The organism is Bacteroidales bacterium, from assembly GCA_026418905.1.
Lineage (GTDB): Bacteria > Bacteroidota > Bacteroidia > Bacteroidales > DTU049 > JAOAAK01.
The window spans coordinates 1-19,821 of record JAOAAK010000020.1; the positions used below are offsets into that span (position 1 = coordinate 1).

Below are 19,821 nucleotides of genomic sequence, written 5' to 3' on the forward strand. Positions count from 1 at the left end.
TACAATCCGAAAAAAATGAATCATCGTATTGACCAACCCTCCTTTGCAACAAAATAAACGACTGCGCCTTCTGACGAAAAAAATGAATCAAATTTTCAATCCCAAATTCGTTGGTCAGTTCCTCAACAATCGATTTGTCCACCATGGATATATTTTTATATGGAGGAAAATCATGCCATGGAGTTTTAAAGATTCTTGTCAGACTTCACTGAAAGGAATGCTAGTTTCACTTTCCATTTCACTAGCACTTGCCTTGTTACGAGCTTTTTGCTTGTTTTTAATAGCCACAATGATTTCTGGTGCTGATTTCGGTAATCGTGTTTTTTCTTTTTCGAGGTAATGATCTCCCAGCTCATTTCGTAAAACATTGATTTCGTCAACGATTTTCTGGAAATTACTATTGTCGTTGTTCAGGTTGGCTATACGCCGCAGCGTATATTGCGACAAGGTACCATAGTCGATTATATCTTCACGCAACATTCGTAAAAAAGGCTTGATGGGCAATAGTTCAGGTTTGTTCGAGCGTATCCAATAATCGAGTTTATTGAGTGCGATTTTTTCAACACTTTGTTCTGAGATCGAAGACTCGACTTTTGGTTCAAATTTTTTTATCATTTCGTATTGTTGCCAAAAATCATTATCCAGAGGCAGCGCTTCAGTATCGGGTTGGCATTCTATTTCATCGAGCACTGTTTCGAGCGATACCTCCTGAATATCCACACCGTTATTGGTGGGCTGCAACATGCGGATATACAAACGGTTTTTTTTGAAAACTAAAATCAAATTGTCGTGTTCCGATGGTTTCACAACTTTTATACGGTTGGGTAAATTGGCCAATCGATCCACTATATCGGGGTATTTGTTTTTGTACTCGTTGAAGCGGTTAAGAACTTTAGTGTAAAAGCTTTCTTCCTCTGCTTTGTCGGGGTTTTGCATAATTTTACCATACAGTCCGGCGGGCGATGGTTCTTCATCAATATCGAAAATTTTAGCGTCTTCGCCCAAGGTATTATGAATCATAAACATCTTGTTCTGGGCAATCTCGCGCGATTTTACTAATTCTGCACCCTTCTCGGTAGGGAAAAAATTCACGATATATAACCGCTCGAAAACCTTTTTACTGATGCGATTGATACGTCCCAAACGTTGAATTACTCTTACGGGATTCCAAGGAATATCATAGTTGATGATCATTCCTGCTCGGTTGAGATTAAACCCTTCGCTCAATTTATCGGTACAGAGCAAAATATCGTAATTGTCGGTCTGATGAGGATGGGCTGCATCAAAATTTTTTACAATAGCTTCGTACTTCTCTTGTGTAAGATTACCTCTCACTACCAACGTGCGTTGCTCTAAACGAGGATCAGCTTTTTTGATATACTGATAGAGATAATCGACCGTATCGGCATACTCCGAAAAAATAATAATTTTTCTCTTGGGTTTTTCCATTCGAGCAGAATCTCCAAATCTTTCATTGAGGTGTTTTATCAAGCAAGCAGCTTTAGGATCCTGAGTCAAAAGCTCATACTTGTTTAAGCGTTCTAGGATTTCGTCGAAAAGCTTAAGGTCGGAGTGAATATCTTCAATAAATTTAACTTTTTCAGCAAAGGATCCGATTTTGTATCGCTTATGTTTTTTGGGATAAACACCATTGCGAATTTGGGCTTCATATTCGTTAAGTTTTTCTTCGATTTCATCCTCATCGGAAAGTTTTATGATATCTTCGAGCAGGGTGCGATCGAGAATATATTCACCATCAAGCGGATTGTCTTTGCCGGTTTTTTTTATAAAATCGAGAACCGTTTGAGTGATTCGTCGGAAATTGCGTATAGTTTTTTCGAATGCACCAAACGAACTTTCGAAACGTTTGACAATCAAACGTCTCATGAGGTTATAGAGGTTTAACTGCTGGACAAATTCGCGGGTCTTCTGGGAATCTTTTTCTTTGATGGAGGAAACTCCCACTTCGTATTCGTAAGGGCGATAGATGGCACCCGTAAATCGTCCTCCTTCGGCGGGGTCAGCAAAGTACGAGCTTATGATTTCATCATAAAACGCCGACTGCTGAGGGGTAAGTTCGTAGAACCATTCAATAGGATCGTCGACAATCGAAAGTTCTTTCACTTCATTGCTATAGTCGGGGTTTTTCTGCAAATCAAGCCGATTACGACGTATCGTAATAGGTTCAATAACATTGCGAATTTTTTTAGCTAATTGTCGGGTTCTTCTTGTCACCTTCGATAAATTAATAGTTTCTTCTTTGAAAAGCTTTTTATAGTATTCTCGAGCTTTAGATTTTTTTGTAGAATCTTTCGACTGCCAGTTTTTTCGGATATAAGCAAGCATGTCAAATTCGTTGCTAAAGCTTCGAAACTCATCGATTATATTGCTATCAAGTGTAATCGACGACTTTCGAGGCACAATAAACAGGTTGAGCAAAGCAAGAATATCGTCGGGGCTGTTGTTGAAAGGGGTTGCAGTAAGCAAAATAACTATGCGCCCACGACATATGTTCTTGAGAAGCTCATATCCCTGAGTATCGGGGTTGCGAAAACGATGAGCTTCGTCGACAATGATTACTTCAAAATCATTGTGTTCCTTGATATACTGAAACGTTTCTTCGAGCTTTCCTATCGACCTTACCTCCCAGTCGTGAAGTTCAAACTGATCGAGATACTTATTCCAACCCTCAGTTTTATTATCGTCACCTATCAAACCTGGAGGACATATGACCATGCCACGTTTTTTTAAAGCCTTGGCAATGGCACAGGCTATAATGGTCTTTCCAAGCCCTACTACATCGGCCACAATTACCCCATGATGCTTTTCAATGATCGATAAACCCATTCTGATAGCATCGAGTTGATATCGATAGCTTTTGTAGCCTATTTTTTCAAGAAACTGCGGAATATAAGTACCTATGTCTTTATGCTCATACGATTCAAGATACGATTTAAGTACCAACAGATAAGCCTCGAAAGGAGAGATTTTTTTAACATGCGTTTGATGTTCAACGATTTCAATGAGGCGTTTTTTAACATCCTCCCTTTCGGTTATTATTACTGCTTGTTCCCAAAGTTTATCAAAATATCGCTCGGCATCGTCGAATCCATAATCTGAAATTTCAACATTAAACTCGTTTTGTTTGGAAAGACCGGCTTGTGTTAAATTGCTGCTACCGGTAATGAATAAGCTTTTCGTAATTTTTTGTTGGTCGTCCAAATTAAAAAGATAAAGCTTGGCATGATTGGGCTCAAAAGTTTTCCGGATTTCGATTCTACCTTCAGCAATAAGTTGCAAGAAAAATCCAACCTGTTCGTAAAAGTCTTTGTTGTCGAAATCATCACTATTTAAAGCCCGCCGAACAGATCGATATAAAGATTCGATTTTTTCCTCATCACTTAGGTATTCATTGTTAGCATATTCGAGCAACCGGCCGTTCACCTGATCTACATCAAGACCCACGAGAATTTTAAGTTTGACATCCTTTTTATCCTGTAGCGCTTGCATGAGCTCTCGTAAACCCGAAAAATAGAAAAAACCAACAAGAAATTTCAACTCACGGCTAAACGCTATAATTTCAGTAATTCTTTTTTTCAGTTCTCGAGTTGGATTGTTGGTAATAAAATTCGACATGGATATTAGATGTTTATTTTTATTCAAAAATAAAAATTTATTTTTACAGCAGACCAATTTTACCAACTAATTACCTATTGTATTTCTATATCCTTGCCCGAGTTTTCCGTGGCATGGAGACCAGTTCCACCCCCCTTTATTATACTCCAATATCTTTGCCGTAGCTTTTGCTAACAAAGATGCTAGCCTCCTCCACATATATTACACATTGGACATACTTCAGCGTTTTTTTCATTTTCATAAAAACACCAACATGATTTTTTGCATTGAAATTGAACTTTACCCTTTTCTTAACAAATTTCTTCTTTGGCAAACTTCATTGAGTTATTTTGCTCCGCATAACAGAAAATTCACTACGGAACGGTTACATTCATGGCTAATGAATCTTTATGTAAATCTTTCTTACGATGCAACATTTAACATTGAGTGCCTACACTGATTGTATTTGAGGGTAGTGATTAAGATTTTTTAATGATTTCTTTACAGTCATTACAGAAAAAAGAGTTAATTTTGAAAAAAAAGATGAAACAGATCTGTTTTTTTGCTTTTGTAAGTTTATTTTGCATATCGTTTTTTTCACAACAACAAACTTTAGCCAGTTGGTACTTTGATGGATTGCCAGCTTCTCCTAACACGCCAGTAGTGATAGCAGCCGAAGGTGGCATTCAGCAGGGGGTCGCTACCATCTATCTCAATGGAACTCAAGGGTCAAGTAGTTGGGTTCAAGCTACAGAACTCAATTCATTCAGTGGAACGACCCTCAACGATGACCGTCCTACCCCCAATGCCAGTCAAGCTCTTGCTCTTGTGGGTAACTCTGCCAACGGAAAAAGTTTTGTCATTGTTTTTTCTACAACTGGCAAGAATAATATTCAATTGAGCTATGTGGTGCGTGCAACTTCGACAGGCTTTTCTTCTCATCTTTTTGAATACAGCGTAGATGGGATTAACTTCATTTCAATAGGAACTATAACCATTACTCGTGATGGGACATTCCGCTTGTATTCTCTCGATTTCTCTTCTATAACAGCCATGAACAATCAGCCTACTGTTTATTTAAGAGTTACTGTTAATGGTGCAACATCAGCAAGTGGAAATAACCGCCTCGACAATATTCTGATTAAGGGTACACCTATAGGAGGTGGATCCATAGATACCATACCACCTCTTGCCTTGAATGCGTGGGTGGTCACACCTCGACGTGTAAAGGTATCTTTCAATGAAGCCATAGCCGATACAGCTGCTACAAACCCATCGCACTATCAAGGAGTAGGTAGCATGGATTCGATTAAACTCAATACGAGTAAAGATACTGCTACTTTATTTCTAACTCAACCCCTGGCCAATGCTACTCCTTACATCCTCCATATTTCCAACTTACGCGATATTTCCAACAATGTGATGGACAGTATATTCACATTTACCCTATTCTACGATACGTTGCCTCCTCAACTTGTGATTACAGAAATCATGTACAATCCTCCAGAAAGCGGAATAGATAGCCTCGAATTCATTGAGATCTATAATAATGGCCCTCAGACTATTGACCTAAAAGGCTTTACGTTACGCTACGGTTCAATAAATTATGTGTTTCCCAATCATATTTTATTATCATCTGGAAGCTTTTTCCTAATAGCTCCCCAGGCTGCAAAAGCATCCAATTTTTATGGAATGACATTTTATCAGGGTCCTACAAATGGAATTAGTAATTCCGGAACAACCATCAAAATTTTAACTCCTAGTGGTCAGTTCGTTGACTCAGTTAGATACCTACCCAATGCACCATGGCCAACAGCTGCCAATGGTCAAGGTTACAGTTTATCGTTATGCAATCCAAATCTCGATAACAACAACCCTGCTAACTGGGGACTTGGAACAAACGCCTTTGGTGTTGTTAATGGATATACAGTCTACGCTGACCCAGGTCAACTCTGTACGACCCCGCCCGACAATACACCACCTACGCCTATCAATGCATGGGCCACGAACTTTACTACAGTAAAAGTATCGTACAACGAGCCCATCGACCCAGTAACGGGTACCAATCCCGCCAACTATACTGGCCTTGGCACCATTTCTAATATTGTTTTAAATTCATCCAAAGATACTGCCACTCTTCAATTGTCATCACCTTTACAAAATGCTACCATGTATACATTAACTATCAACAACATCAAAGACTTGAACAACAACCAGATGACTCAACCCGTACAATTTATCATTTACCTTGATACCAACAACCTCATTCCTAATATCGTTATTACAGAAATTATGTACAATCCACCCGAAAGTGGTATAGATAGCCTAGAATTTATAGAATTCTACAACAACGGTAATGGGGTTGTAAATTTGAAGAATTTTACCATCAAACATGGGTCGGCAGTTCACACCATTACCCAAAATTATTTCCTTCAACCTCATCAATACTTTCTCTATGCTCCGAAAGCTTCAGCAGCTTCCAATTTTTATGGTCTCAATTTCTATCAAGGTGCTACCACAGGACTAAGTAATTCTGGTTCTACCATCAAAATATTTGATGCTCAGAATAACTTATTAGATTCAGTCAGGTATCAGCCTTCAAGTCCTTGGCCTACCCAAGCCAATGGTGGTGGTTACTCATTATCTCTATGCGATCCAAATAGCGATAACAATGATCCAAGTTCCTGGACATTAGGTCATCAAGCTTTTGGAGTTGTCAATGGTGTAACAGTATATGCTGATCCTGGGCAAGGTTGCCCTTCTCCCATAGATACCGTACCACCAGTACCAATTTCTGCTCAAGCCGTCAATGCTACAACCATTAAAGTTACTTTCAACGAACCTGTGGAAACCATATCAGCAACCACAGCTTCAAATTATTCTGGTGTTGGTGCCATTACGAACGTAACTCTTGATGCTTCGCAAACTGTTGCTACTCTTGCCCTCTTAACACCACTTACACCTAATGTCGTATATTACCTTACCGTGCAAAACATATCTGATCTCGCATATAATATCATGCCTCAACCCTATATTCTGCAACTGATCTATGATACCTCAACAACTACCAAAAAACTTGTCATTACAGAAATTATGTATAATCCCCCTGAAAGTGGTGTAGATAGTTTAGAATTCATTGAAATTTATAACAACGACAACGCTAGCGTAGATCTGATCAATTACGTCCTTAAATATGGGGGAGCTCAATATACTTTTAGTCAGTCTACAGTCATACAACCCCAAGGATTTGTCATTCTCGCTCCACGTAAAACTGCTGTAAACAGTTTTTATAACGTTAATTCTATACAAATTTCTAATACAGGATTGAGTAATAGCGGTACGTTCATTGTCCTGAAAGACAACCAAGGAAGAACTGTTGACTCTGTCTATTACCTACCTTCTTCACCTTGGCCTACACAAGCCAACGGCCTTGGAAGATCACTGACACTTTGCGATCCTAATGCTGACAATACTTTACCTTCAAACTGGTATGTTTCTAACCAATGGATTGGAGAAATAAATGGTTACGGGGTTTACGCTGATCCCAACTCCTTGTGCATTTTACAAAATATTGAAGAAAAAGACAATGTCAACATCGTTGTATATCCTAACCCATTCTCCGATAGAATTAAATTAATAAGTGCTGATCCTGTATATTCTATACGAATCATATCAATTACAGGAAAAATAGTATTCGAAGAAACATCACCTTCTCATACAAACTCATTCGATATTTCTGTGGAGCATCTTTCTCGAGGCGTCTACATCGTTAGTGTTTACACTACTCGAGGCTCAAAACATTTCTCATTGATAAAACAATAAAAAACGAACGATTTCATCTTGAAGGTTACCCTTGCGGTAACCTTTTTTTGTAATATTTCATTAATCTTAAATTATTCTAAATAAGTTTTGTATATTTACCTCGAAAAAATCGAGTTATGGTATTATCGCAAGATGAAGTCATACAGTTGTTTTCAAATTTTCTACAACAGAAAGGACTTAGGAAAACAAGTGAACGATATATCATTGTAAAGGAAATATACAATTTGCGACGTCATTTTGATGTGGATACTCTGTTCATCTATTTAAAGAATAAAAAAATTCATATCAGTAAAGCTACTCTGTACAGCACACTCGACCTTCTCGTCGAAGCTGGGTTAGTAGTTAAACATCAGTTTGGTGAAGCATGCGCACAATATGAGCCAAGTTTTAGATTTGATATGCATGATCATGCTATTTGTATTCGTTGTAAGCAAATTATTGAATTCTCTTTTCCCGACCTGGATGCAATCAAAGAAAAATTTTCTCAACAACATAATTTCATCATAACCAGCTATTCTTTTATTCTATATGGTATTTGTAGTTCATGCAAAGTAAAAGACAAGTAAAGACCGATTTTATTATTTATCCGAAAAACATATTAATTTTGTGAATAAACCAACTAGATGAAATTAGATGTTGTTTTAGGCCTTCAATGGGGCGACGAAGGGAAGGGAAAAATTGTGGATGCTTTGGCACCTGAATACGATATCATTGCACGTTTTCAAGGAGGACCCAACGCAGGTCATACCATTAGTTTTAATAACAATAAATATATTTTGCACATCATACCTAGTGGAATATTTCATGAGAATATTATCAATGTAATTGGCAATGGTACAGTTATTGATCCCGTTTTATTCTCATTTGAGTATGAAATGTTAAAAAAGGTTGGGCTTTTTCCTGAGAATAATCTTCTCATAAGCAATAAAGCTCACCTTATTACTCCTACTCACAAGCTTTTAGATTACTACCAAGAAAAAAAGAGAGGTGATAATAAGATTGGAAGTACCCTTAAAGGGATAGGACCCTCCTATGGTGACAAATACTCTCGAAAAGGGCTACGCGTTGAAAGTATTTTTCATTCTTCATTTTTTGAACATTACAAAACCTTACGTAATCATCATCTCGAAAGCTTAAGAGAAATAGATATTAATGAAGTTAAACTGGAAGGATATTCTTTTCAGGAATACGAAGAAAAATGGTTTCTTTCTATCGAACTTCTAAAAAAATTCAACATCGTTTCCACTGAAATTTATTTAAACAAAGCAATCGATGAGAAAAAGAGAATTCTTGCTGAAGGAGCTCAAGGAACATTGTTGGACATTGACTTTGGTTCCTACCCCTATGTAACTTCCTCCCATACCACCATCGGAGGAGTCATAAGTGGTCTTGGAGTGCCTCCTCAACGAATTGGGCGAGTTTTTGGTGTTTTTAAAGCATATTGCACACGTGTTGGAAATGGGCCATTTCCAACCGAAATCAACTCTGAAGTAGGCAATATGCTTCGTGATTTAGGGCATGAGTACGGTTCTACCACCGGTAGGCCCCGACGAGTAGGCTGGCTCGACCTCCCTGCCCTTCGCTATGCTATCATGATAAATGGTGTAACTGATCTCATTATGACTAAAGCCGATGTCCTTGCTGATTTGGATTCGATCAAAATTTGCTATGCTTATCAAGTAAACAACAAAAGTTATACTCATCCCGTTTCAGGAAATTTTAATCATGTTATTCCTCTGTACCGTACATTTTCTTCCTGGGATCATGACTTAGTCAACATCAAACAATTTGATGATCTATCCCCAAATCTTCATGAATTTATTCGTTATATCGAATCACAAATTGAAACATCCATTTCAGCCATTTCCCTTGGACCTGATCGTGAACAATTGATAAAGAAAAACATATGAAAAAAACAGGTTTTCTTTTTTTATTTATAAGTTTTTTTGTTGTTATTTACGGACAGAATTTTAAAGAAACTTCGCAAGTACCCGTTGTGGTTAGTTCTAAGTTGGATAACCTTTATCCACAACACGAGCAGGCTAAATGGTATACCGACGGTTCTCAGTACATGGCTAAATTCACCTTGAATGGCTTATCAACGCGTGTTTATATCATGGAGTCAGGACGATGGGTAGAAACCCAACAGGATTATTTCATCGAAAATTGCCCCAGGAACATGCAAAAACACATCTCACAAGAATTTGCCGGATACAATGTGAAATCAATTACTAGGGTAGACAACAAAGACAAATCTGAATTTCGCGTTGAACTAGAACAAAATAATATCATCATTACCGCTACCTACGACGCTTCTGGCAAATATGTGGAACAAAAGTCTTCCCAAAACCAATCCCAGGACCTTACATCTCAAGGTGGTAATACACAAAAAGAAAAAAAATTACCCGTACATCCTAAAGAACTTCCGAGCAACATTACGTCGTACATTATGAAAAATTATCCAGGTTATTCTATCAAAGAATGCTACATCCTTAATGATGAAACATATCGTAATGCATATCACGTTATTCTATCAAACTCTGCTGGAGATATGCAAAAACTCTGGTTCGACTTTCAAGGAATTTTAATAAAAGTTGAAAGCAAAGAAGTTCTCACTAGTCAAAATGAGCAAAAACAAGCTAAGAATGAGAAAAAATCTGATAAAAAGACAGCTAAACAACGTGTTCCTATCCCTGAAAGCAAGGTTCCAACAGCTGCATTAGATTATTTCAACAAGAAAGCTAAAAAATCTGAAAACGTTCGTTGGGATACCATTAATAAAGAATATGTGGTTTCTTATGTCGATCCTGTAAAAAACAATGAATGCCGCATGCATTTTGACCAAAAAGGAAATTTTCTCAAACAAGTGACCCTCATACCACCAAAAAGCCTTGCCCCTCAAATTGTATCTTATATTCAAAAAAATTATCCTGGTCTTGATTTGCACGAAGCTCAAAATGTCGTCACAGCCGATAAGAAAAAATATATTCTTGTTCTCATTTACAGTCCCACATGGATCAATGATCCGATGGTTTATCATGAATTATATTTTTCGGGAAATGGTAAACTCGAAAATGAAATTCTTGCTGATTACATCGACGAAAATGATGAATATTTTAACAAATTGAAACAAGAAAAAGAAACCTATTTTATTGAATACTTAGATCAAGATAATCCGGATATAAGTGATCCAAATCTTATTGATGGTCAGCCAGTTTATCTCAAAGATCTTCCCTCTATCATCATTAACCATCTTAAAACAAATTATCCCGATTACTCCTTCAAAGAAGGTATTATCATTACCGAAAATAATCAGCTCATTTATAGTTTGATAATTAAGAAACAAGGATATAAGGAAAGAAAAAGGGTTTTCTACGACATAAAAGGTAAATTTGTTCGAGAAGAGAATGTTTATTAAAAGATGTTTTTTCTTATATCTTATCTTAGCAAACTCTCTGGTTGCTCAAAATAAAAAAGTACTCTTACAAAATGCTAACGTCCTTGAATATAACAAGGATGTCAATCCTGACGTTCAGCGATTAATTGGAAATGTAATTTTTGAACATGATGGCTCTTTACTCTTTTGCGATAGTGCCTATTTTTACTTATCTTCCAATTCTGTAAAAGCTCTCGGTAAGGTTCACATACAAATCAATGATTCTGTTAGTGCTTACGGAGATGAACTTTTCTATGATGGAGATAAGAAACTAGTCCACTTACGAGGCAAAGAAGTAGAATTGCGCGATGGTAGCATACGTCTCCTAACTAAAGAATTATCTTATGATATTAATCAGCAACAGGCCTACTATTTGGATGGTGGTATTATCCAGGATCCACGCAATACACTCAAAAGTAAACATGGGTATTATTTTACCGATCGTAAGGAATTTTTCTTTCGATTCAACGTACAAGCTGAAGGAACAAAATACAAGTTAACTTCTGATTCCATGCTTTACAATACGGATACGGAGATTCTTAGTTTTTTCGGAAAAACACATATTACATACGACTCAACGCATCTTTGGTTTAAAATGGGGTGGTTTAATAGCATAAAACTCACAGCTAAAGCTTGGGATAGTGCTTTTCTTCGCTATCGTAGTTCTATTCTGAAAGCCGATACTATTTTTTATGATGATAAAAGTAAAATAGGAAAAGGATTTATTCGTGTCCATTTTACGGACACCAATGAAAGAACTGCGTTTACTTCAAATTTTGCTCTATATCGGCAATTAGATAGCTCAATACTACTAACAGACAGTGCACTTTTTTTTACCTGGAATGAAGAAAACGACACTCTATACTTACATGCTGATACGTTGTTTTCGTATGTAGACAGTATGAAACAAAGATGTGTGGCAGCTTTTCATAAGGTGCGGTTTTACCACCCTCAACTTCAAGGACGTTGTGATTCTTTATTTTATACGACAGCTGATTCAATCCTAAAACTCTATTATTTTCCCATCATATGGTACGATCAATTTCAAGCAATTTCCGATACTATCCAATCATTACTTGGAAATAAAAGCATCAAAGAAGTCATGCTCAAATCCAACGCTTTCATTCATTACCCTTTCAAAAAAGATAGCTACAACCAAGTCAAAGGAAAAAATATTCAGATCATCTTCCAATCTGGTCAAATTTCAAAAATGAACGTTATCAACCAAAGTGAAATTCTTTACTTTATCGATGACTCTGTTCGTGGAGTAGCTGCAGATTACAGCCAGGCTGAAAAAATGACTATTCTTTTTTCTGAAAACGAAGAAATAGAAAAGGTATTTTTTTACCAAAAGATAAAAGGTTCGATTTATCCATACGATCAAATTCCAAAAGAAAAAAAAATATTAGAAGGTTTTCATCAACATTTGCTTCTAAGACCTCAGTCAGTCGGCGATTTGTTTCGTTTTTAACCTTCTGTCTGCAATATTATACGAACAATCGTTCCTTTACCTAGTGTCGACGAATGAATAAAAATTTTGCCGTGATGATCTTCCTCTATAATTCGTTTTGCAAGAGCCAGGCCCATACCTCGAACTGTTCCCTTTTTTGTAGTAAATCCAGGTTCAAATATTCTCTTGAAATAAGCACGTGGAATGCCTTTTCCGTTATCTTCCACGTCAATAATGATTCTTTTTCTTTCTTTAAAAACCCTGATAATGATATCTCCTTCCGATACGAGAGCATCTACAGCATTTTTTAAAACATTTTCCATCACCCACATAAAAAGTTGCCGGTTAATTTTAGCATAGGCTTCCATAACATCATTGATTTGAAAATGAAAACGTATTTTGGAAGGACTTCTTTTTTGTATGTACGTAATAACTTCTTGAATGAGTGGCAAAATATTCATTTTTTCCAGTTGAGGTTTAGTTCCAATTTTATCGAAACGATCAAGTACACCACGTAATTTCATTAAATCTTGCTTTATTTCTTGAATATAAGGTGACTTAACACCTTCGATCTCAAGCATTTCCACTTTGGCTTCCAAAGAAGACAACGGTGTCCCCAATTGATGAGCTGTCTCTTTGGTCATCCCGAGCCAAATTCTGTGCCGTTCCTCTCGTTTAAACGTAGAATAGTAAATAAATATGAGCAAAATCATAAATATCAAAATTGCCACTAACAAATAGAGAGACCATTTGATGTTTTTTACCCATGGTGACGACTGATAGTAGACATAATGTGTTGTGCCATCCTTAAGTTTAATCTTTAAATAGGTATTTTCGGATTTGAGCTGGTTAATAAATTTCCATAATTTAATAGAATCAGTGTCATAATTAGGAGGCAAATTTCCTTTAGCAACGACTCGTGTTTTGGTTGAATCTAAAATGACTACAGGAACTTGAAGAGAGTTTCGAACTATTTCACTTAGAAAATTACCAATCAGATCTTCCAACATTTTTTTAAGCTCGTGGAATAAGATTGATTCCTTGTAAAACAAGTAATTACGAATGGATTTATAGTTGATCTCAATAGGAGGATTATGAGAAAATTCTTGATAAAGCTTCCCAGTTAAGTTGTGAACCGTATCTGGAGAAAAATCCACGTTTTTTACAGCAATGATCTTCAAGTTTTCATCGGTCAAAACAACTGGTATGGTTGTGTTGCGAGAAATGATATAGATATAAAAACTCAGATCTTCACGATCATCAGAATAAATTAGCCTTTTAGTGGCTTCTGCCCAAATTTCAACTCGCTTTTTTTCTTCTTCTTCCACTTTCTGGAAAAACTCACGAGTATAGTCAACGAGTTCAGCTTTTTTCTGAATGGTCGATGCCCACAGGGTAACTTTATTTTCATCCTCTTTGACCACAGAGTAAATAAGCAAATTCACTGCAAAAGCGAATACCAAAACAAAGATCCCACCAAGAACAATTAAAATAATTTGCCAATGATATTTTTTTGCTCTAGATAACATAACAAACAAAAACAAAGTTAGCGTATATTTCAAAACTCTATTTTGTTCGAACTAATGACTGTTATCGCAACAAATAATACATCATGGAATCGTTCCGGGTCATATATCCCTTGCTGGAAAGAACATGCTTTCTCGAATGCAGTTTTAAAATCAAACTTGAATCCGTTAAACGAGTAAAAATTTTTCAATAAGTTCTGATAAAATATTCACACCAGTTCAAACAACCTATTCAATGTTATTGTTTTGTGAGGTTTCATGGAAAGATTATAAAAATTTGAAAATAATTCCCCATGTAAACTTTCAAAAACGATGGAGATCGGTAATTTATATTACAATAAAATAAAAAATTCAAATTCCTTTTTTGATTAAATGAAAAAACCATCTATGAAAATAAATCAAGTCTTATTTCTCTTCATGGTATATGAGCAAGAAAACATACACCTTAATTCTATTTTGCTTTGACCACTAGAATATCTTCCCAGCGAGTGGTATAGGATGGGGAAAGTTTTTGTTGCAATACTTTGTGACGCAAAGGTGCTTGCTGAGCAGCAATTCGAAGTGTATCAAATCCATACTTTTCATTGACTTTGTCGAGAACATGCATTAATTGCTCATGTTTTGCAAGATACTCGTGAAAAAAAGAAAGTTCTCTCGCCTCGGATGAGACTAGATCCATAAGAATAATACCTGCTTTTTTGATGGGATGAGGTTCATAAATCTTTTGTAATACGCTTTTAGCATAATGTAACAATTCGATAGTTGAATCAGTTCGGTGCGAAAGTCTTGCTAATCCCTGACGAAAGAAAATTTTTTCGTTGTTTTTGAAAGGATTAGATCGAAGGTAAACCATAAGCATTCCTGCAACTGAGTTTTGTTTGCGAAGCTTGAAAGCCCCACGCGAGACAAACGTAGCAATGCGTTCATATACTTCATTAAAAGTGGTAAGTTCTTCATAAAATGAACGACTTACAGAAATACTTGACCGAACATTTAGATTTTCTTCTAATTCAAAACAGGATTCACCCATTAGCTCCTTTTTTAACCGAAGCCCTACGATAGTCATCCGCTTACGGACCCATTCGTCTGAGAGCTGCGTAAAATCATAGGCTGTCTTAATTCCAATCTTATGAAAACGTGCAGACCATCGGGAACCTATACCCCAGACATCTTCAACCGGTAGCCATTTCAAAGCCTTTTCTCTCTTTCTTTCATCGTCTATGGCATAAACTCCTTGTGTTTTTTCGGGAAAAGTTTTGGCTATTTTATTAGCAACTTTGGCAAGAGCTTTGGTTGGAGCAATTCCAATGCTGATGGGGATTCCAGTACATTGATAAATGTATTTTTTGATTTTTAATCCATACTCTCGTAGAGAAGGTTCAGGTGAGAAACCACGAAAGTCGAGGAAAGCCTCATCGATACTGTAAATTTCAATTGCTGGGGCAAATTCTTGCAACAGGGTCATAACTCGCCTGCTCATGTCACCATACAACATGAAGTTAGAAGAAAAATATGTTCCATTGTGCAGATCCAGTAGGGGTTTTATTTCAAAAAAAGGAACTCCCATTGGAATTCCTAACTTTTTAGCTTCGTTGCTACGAGAAATTACGCAACCATCGTTATTAGAAAGGACCACTACGACTTTACCACGCAAATCTGGTCGAAAAACTAATTCACACGATACATAAAAGTTATTACAATCCACCAACGCAAACATTCACAAAACTGATTTAATCACATACGTAACGATGCCCCAAATGATAAAATCGTTATCTGCTGTTACCATGATAGGTGGGTAGTCGGAGTGTGCTGGCATGAGATAGCAGATATCTTTCTCAAAATGAAGGCGTTTAACAGTGAATTCTCCATCTAAAAAACACACAGCTATTCTTCCTTCTGCAGGTGAGAGGCTGCGATCGATAACGAGAATGTCACCATCACCAATTCCTGCGTCTTGCATGGAATTACCAGCTACGCGTGCGAAAAAAGTTGCTGAAGGATTTCGAATAAGAAGCTTGGCAATATCTAAAGGCATTTCAGCAAAATCATCAGCCGGAGATGGAAACCCTGCAGCAATGGTTTCGACGAACGGAAACTCACATGCTGCCTCAGATGAAGCAGAATACATCGTCCACGTAGAACTTGACCAAACCTTTTTCATTTCCATAAACACAAAATAATTTCTGGCAGATAAAACTTTATTTGATTTTTTGGATTAAAACGCGTGTATAATCGCCCGATGACGATTGAAGAAGCAACATGTATTGTCCTTCACTCAAAGATGCAAGTTGCTTCACCTGAACCAATTCCCTGTTGTCAATTACATCCTGAAAGACTATTTGGCCTATCATATCATAAAGGCTCACTTTACCAGAGAATGGTTTTTCGAAACGAATCGAAAGTTCATGTTCAAAGGGTATAGGGTAGATATAAATTCCCATTTCAAATTCACTCACAAATGAAGAATTTAAAACTGTTACGCATTGGGGCACCACAAGTGTATCAGAAGGCAAAGGTGAATTAGATGCTATGAGGGATACAGTATACGAACCACTTGTAGTATAAGTATGGACAGGATTTACCTGAGTAGAAGTTTGACCATCACCAAAATCCCATAAAAAAGTGGTAGCATTTTGACTTTCGTTGATGAAAGTAACTGTAGCATTGGGCAAAAAAACTGTATCTTGATCAGGATGAAAAGCAGCCTGAGGAAGGTTTTGTGTCCAGTATACGAAACCATCTGAATAGGCATACGAATCTTTCCCTGCACCGTTTAGAGCCCTTATGCTAGCATAATAACGCTGGCCATAAACGAGCGATGGTAAAGGTATGGTAATTTGAGTCAAGGTTCCAGTTGAAGCCCATGTAATGACATCATCCAAACCTGGAGCAGTTCCTAAAGCAAACCAATACTGACTGATACCTGAATTTGGATCTTGAGCTTCCCAACTAGCAGAGTATACCTGACTATCATACAACGTATCCACATCGATATTAATCCCATCGCGAACCCAACTAAAAACAGGAGATGTTAAATCCACGTTAACTAAACATTCAAAAGCTAAAGATATATTATGAGCACTGTCCGTTACCAGTGAAACAATTTTAGCACCAGGTGTAGATGGATTTATATTATCATAAAGTATATGAGCACCATTACCCTGTGTACTAATGGTCACTTGAGGATAGCGTGTCCGGTAAACTTTCACGTTGTTGATACTAAGACGGCTGTTGCCACTACGAAACGATATGTATTTTCCAGTAGAAAATGGCGCATCATCTTTCCACTCGCCCACAAGAACATCATCGAGATAAACAAAAGTTTCGCCGGTGATGCGATCAAAAATAATTTTCACATTATACCATTTTCCAAGTTGAATATTACACGGAAGTACCTTTACTTGTTCGAATACGTCGTTATATACTTTATAAAACTCGAGATATTTCTCTTGAGTAGCAGGTTTGATCCTAAACCAAACAAAATAGGAGTTTCCCCGATTTGTCAATGATGCAGAATCACTCATATAATGAAAACCTGCACGTATGTTGGTGCCACTTCCTTCTATTTTCATGTCAAATTCGTAAAGGTAACGATTACTGAGATCCTGTTTTAAATAAGTCCAGATATTGGTATTTGATAAAGATTCATCTGTCTGAACTAAAGTATCGCCATTATTAATAATCCACGTACCCGTCTGAACAGTCCACGAAGACAAAGATGAAGAGTTAATGTCATCGTAAATGAAACCTGCTTGAGAATTAGCAGTCCATTTGTTTCCATTCCAGCATCTTGCTTGGTAAAATCTTCTAGAAACTCCACTCCCATTGACATTATCAGAATCTTGAAAATTTACAATAAAATCAGATGTTTGCCATCCTGATACAGAAAATTGAGTGGTTGGTCTTGTCCAATCAATTTTAACGTTTTTTATGACTACGTTTGACCAATTTTTTGCTTTATCCAAAACAACTGTATTGATTCTGCAAGCTTCTTGACTTTTTGTTGGACTTTGATAACGAATCATTTTATTAGACTGGCTTCCCACAGTAATGAATTCTAAATGATCTCGAGATACGCGTACTTTAAAATCATCATAAATACCAATGCAACCACCAGTCCGAAGAGAAATATAATTGCCTGATGTTAGAGGATTAGGATCTGTCCATGAAACAACAAACGTATTATTGACATACACTTTAATGGTACCGGTGGATGGATTGTAGGTTACCTTGAAGTCATACCACACGTTGGGATCGATGACATAAGTTCCTTGAGCTAAAATTCCACTGATGGAATTGTTGGTACTTTTATATATTTCAACATTGTCACCATCAGCCCTGAAATACACCATATAAGCATTTCCACGATAAGTTTGCGTAGCATCCGAAGCAAAAAAGAAAAAGCCGAATCTACGATTAGTGCCAGTACCTTCTATACGACCAGCATATTGATAGAGGTAAACGTGTTGAGAAGTTTGAGTTAAAGATGCATAAATGTTAGGATTGGTAAGACTTTCATCACTTTGTTTTAGCCGACCATTGTCAATCGACCAATTACCCGAAACAATAGTCCAATCTGGATGTATGGTTGGTCCATTGAAGTTATCATTGAACATACCATGCTGAGCATTACATCGCCATTCAGTACCGTTATATTCAATGACTTGAAAAAATGACGTATCAATTCCAGAACCCCCAGGGTTGTCATAGTCGTCAAATTCTACCCAAAAATCATTTCCACGCCAATCATTCAATACATTTCCATCTATGTTGATGGTAGTAGCAGGAGGAATATTGTCGGAAGGTTGCGAACAAGCAAGAATTTTGTTTTTTGTTTCCGTGCGAATGAACGAGAGCTTATTATAGAGAGTATCTCCCGGGCATGTCGTTCCTCCGACATTTACATCTCTATGACCACAAATACGCTTAACAGTACCTGTTCCTCCGCTTTGCAAAACAATACTTGCTGAGGAAGTGGGATCAAATCCGTAATGATGATACCACCAAGCAAGAAATTGTGCACATTTATCAAGTTGAACTGCCGTAGGGACAGTTACATCTGCATTACCAAGGAAATTAATTCCTATGGAATATGAGTTAGATGCACCTGCATGTGCACCTTTTACGTCTCTATAATTGGAAGGATTCAAGTAGTTTGGATTATGACGTCCCTGATACATATTACCATACTTGTCAAATAGATAGTTGTAACCAATGTCGCTCCAACCAAGTGTGTTTACATGATAATTCCAATAGCTGTATACCACAGCTGCTCCATCCGTATAGGTATTTGGTGATGCACCATGATGAACTACCGTATGAGTCGGATTGATGTAAGTGATAGTATATGTGGGATTTAAACATGCATTATTACTTCCACACCAGCCTGATCGACCAATGTAAGAAGGAAAAGCAGGACAGGACTTGGGATGATCCTCGGGTGATGGATGAAGCAAACCACGATCCTCGTAATTACTCTCGGGAACAAATTGAAATGAAATTCGAATTTCTTCAATTTTGCATCTGACAGGTGCATAAAGTATGGCTTCAATGCTGTCGTGCTCGCCCATATCTATACCAAAAAGAAGATCAGTCCAAAATAGACCTGTGGGAGTTTCTTCAGGAGTCACGAATGCATCAGCATTTTTCCAGAAATCCCATTTTCCTTCTTTTTTGTGGACTCTGTAAGTAAGTAAAAATTCATTTCTCTCAACTTCATATGAAAAACATCGCCAACCTATTCCAAAGCTATTAAAAGAGATGGGTGAAGCAAGTTTAAAATAATATCCCCCTTCTTGAGTTAATTTAAAATCGTTAATTTGAACTTCAACATTTTGATTTTTCTTAGATTGTGATGGGGATATTTCTAAGACTTGACCACGTACGAACACAAAGCTCAAGAAAAACGAAAATACTAAAAGGATCTTCATACATTTCTTTTTTCAAAGATATCATATATAAACAAATAAAAC

At 37.0% G+C, this 19,821-nt stretch carries 10 protein-coding genes; 5 read left to right on the top strand and 5 right to left on the bottom strand.

Annotated elements, in window-relative coordinates; genetic code table 11:
• Positions 1 to 198: 198 nt before the first annotated feature.
• On the bottom strand, positions 199 to 3,636 hold the full coding sequence (locus N2Z72_04180) for a helicase-related protein (GenBank protein ID MCX7696876.1): 3,438 nt from the start codon (positions 3,634 to 3,636) through the stop codon (positions 199 to 201).
• Between the two features lie 522 nt (positions 3,637 to 4,158).
• Here N2Z72_04180 and N2Z72_04185 point away from each other — a divergent pair.
• The 5 genes from N2Z72_04185 (at position 4,159) to N2Z72_04205 (ending at position 12,344) form a co-directional block, all read left to right on the top strand.
• Positions 4,159 to 7,437: a lamin tail domain-containing protein gene (locus tag N2Z72_04185; GenBank protein MCX7696877.1), complete on the top strand. Its 3,279-nt coding sequence runs from the start codon at positions 4,159 to 4,161 to the stop codon at positions 7,435 to 7,437.
• 116 nt (positions 7,438 to 7,553) lie between these two features.
• On the top strand, positions 7,554 to 8,003 hold the full coding sequence (locus N2Z72_04190) for a transcriptional repressor (protein ID MCX7696878.1): 450 nt from the start codon (positions 7,554 to 7,556) through the stop codon (positions 8,001 to 8,003).
• Positions 8,004 to 8,060: 57 nt separating this feature from the next.
• Positions 8,061 to 9,347: an adenylosuccinate synthase gene (locus N2Z72_04195; protein ID MCX7696879.1), complete on the top strand. Its 1,287-nt coding sequence runs from the start codon at positions 8,061 to 8,063 to the stop codon at positions 9,345 to 9,347.
• The gene (locus N2Z72_04200; protein MCX7696880.1) at positions 9,344 to 10,855 is read left to right on the top strand and encodes a PepSY-like domain-containing protein; all 1,512 of its coding nucleotides are present in this window, start codon (positions 9,344 to 9,346) and stop codon (positions 10,853 to 10,855) included. The genes N2Z72_04195 and N2Z72_04200 overlap by 4 nt, the downstream gene beginning before the upstream one ends.
• Entirely contained in the window at positions 10,845 to 12,344 is a 1,500-nt protein-coding gene (locus N2Z72_04205; GenBank protein ID MCX7696881.1) for a hypothetical protein, read from the top strand. The genes N2Z72_04200 and N2Z72_04205 overlap by 11 nt, the downstream gene beginning before the upstream one ends.
• On the opposite strand, the gene N2Z72_04210 is transcribed toward N2Z72_04205, so the two are convergent.
• The 4 genes from N2Z72_04210 to N2Z72_04225 all read right to left on the bottom strand — a co-directional run bounded on the left by N2Z72_04210 (position 12,341) and on the right by N2Z72_04225 (position 19,779).
• Positions 12,341 to 13,852 (bottom strand): HAMP domain-containing histidine kinase, encoded by a 1,512-nt coding sequence (locus tag N2Z72_04210; GenBank protein ID MCX7696882.1) that lies wholly within the window; start codon positions 13,850 to 13,852, stop codon positions 12,341 to 12,343. The two genes, N2Z72_04205 and N2Z72_04210, sit on opposite strands and share 4 nt — an antisense overlap.
• A 448-nt stretch (positions 13,853 to 14,300) precedes the next feature.
• Complete coding sequence (locus N2Z72_04215; GenBank protein ID MCX7696883.1) at positions 14,301 to 15,566, bottom strand: Y-family DNA polymerase; 1,266 nt, start codon at positions 15,564 to 15,566, stop codon at positions 14,301 to 14,303.
• The gene (gene umuD, locus N2Z72_04220; protein MCX7696884.1) at positions 15,567 to 15,977 is read right to left on the bottom strand and encodes a translesion error-prone DNA polymerase V autoproteolytic subunit; all 411 of its coding nucleotides are present in this window, start codon (positions 15,975 to 15,977) and stop codon (positions 15,567 to 15,569) included.
• A 70-nt stretch (positions 15,978 to 16,047) separates the two neighbouring features.
• The gene (locus N2Z72_04225) at positions 16,048 to 19,779 is read right to left on the bottom strand and encodes an N-acetylmuramoyl-L-alanine amidase (protein ID MCX7696885.1); all 3,732 of its coding nucleotides are present in this window, start codon (positions 19,777 to 19,779) and stop codon (positions 16,048 to 16,050) included.
• Positions 19,780 to 19,821: the final 42 nt, after the last annotated feature.

Excerpts from the sequence above, each read along its gene's own strand:
- umuD (MCX7696884.1), bottom strand. The coding sequence starts at position 15,977 with ATGTATTCTGCTTCATCTGAGGCAGCATGTGAGTTTCCGTTCGTCGAA.
- N2Z72_04215 (MCX7696883.1), bottom strand. The coding sequence starts at position 15,566 with ATGTTTGCGTTGGTGGATTGTAATAACTTTTATGTATCGTGTGAATTA.
- N2Z72_04180 (MCX7696876.1), bottom strand. The coding sequence starts at position 3,636 with ATGTCGAATTTTATTACCAACAATCCAACTCGAGAACTGAAAAAAAGA.
- N2Z72_04225 (MCX7696885.1), bottom strand. The coding sequence starts at position 19,779 with ATGAAGATCCTTTTAGTATTTTCGTTTTTCTTGAGCTTTGTGTTCGTA.
- N2Z72_04210 (MCX7696882.1), bottom strand. The coding sequence starts at position 13,852 with ATGTTATCTAGAGCAAAAAAATATCATTGGCAAATTATTTTAATTGTT.
- N2Z72_04185 (MCX7696877.1), top strand. The coding sequence starts at position 4,159 with ATGAAACAGATCTGTTTTTTTGCTTTTGTAAGTTTATTTTGCATATCG.
- N2Z72_04195 (MCX7696879.1), top strand. The coding sequence starts at position 8,061 with ATGAAATTAGATGTTGTTTTAGGCCTTCAATGGGGCGACGAAGGGAAG.
- N2Z72_04205 (MCX7696881.1), top strand. The coding sequence starts at position 10,845 with ATGTTTATTAAAAGATGTTTTTTCTTATATCTTATCTTAGCAAACTCT.
- N2Z72_04190 (MCX7696878.1), top strand. The coding sequence starts at position 7,554 with ATGGTATTATCGCAAGATGAAGTCATACAGTTGTTTTCAAATTTTCTA.
- N2Z72_04200 (MCX7696880.1), top strand. The coding sequence starts at position 9,344 with ATGAAAAAAACAGGTTTTCTTTTTTTATTTATAAGTTTTTTTGTTGTT.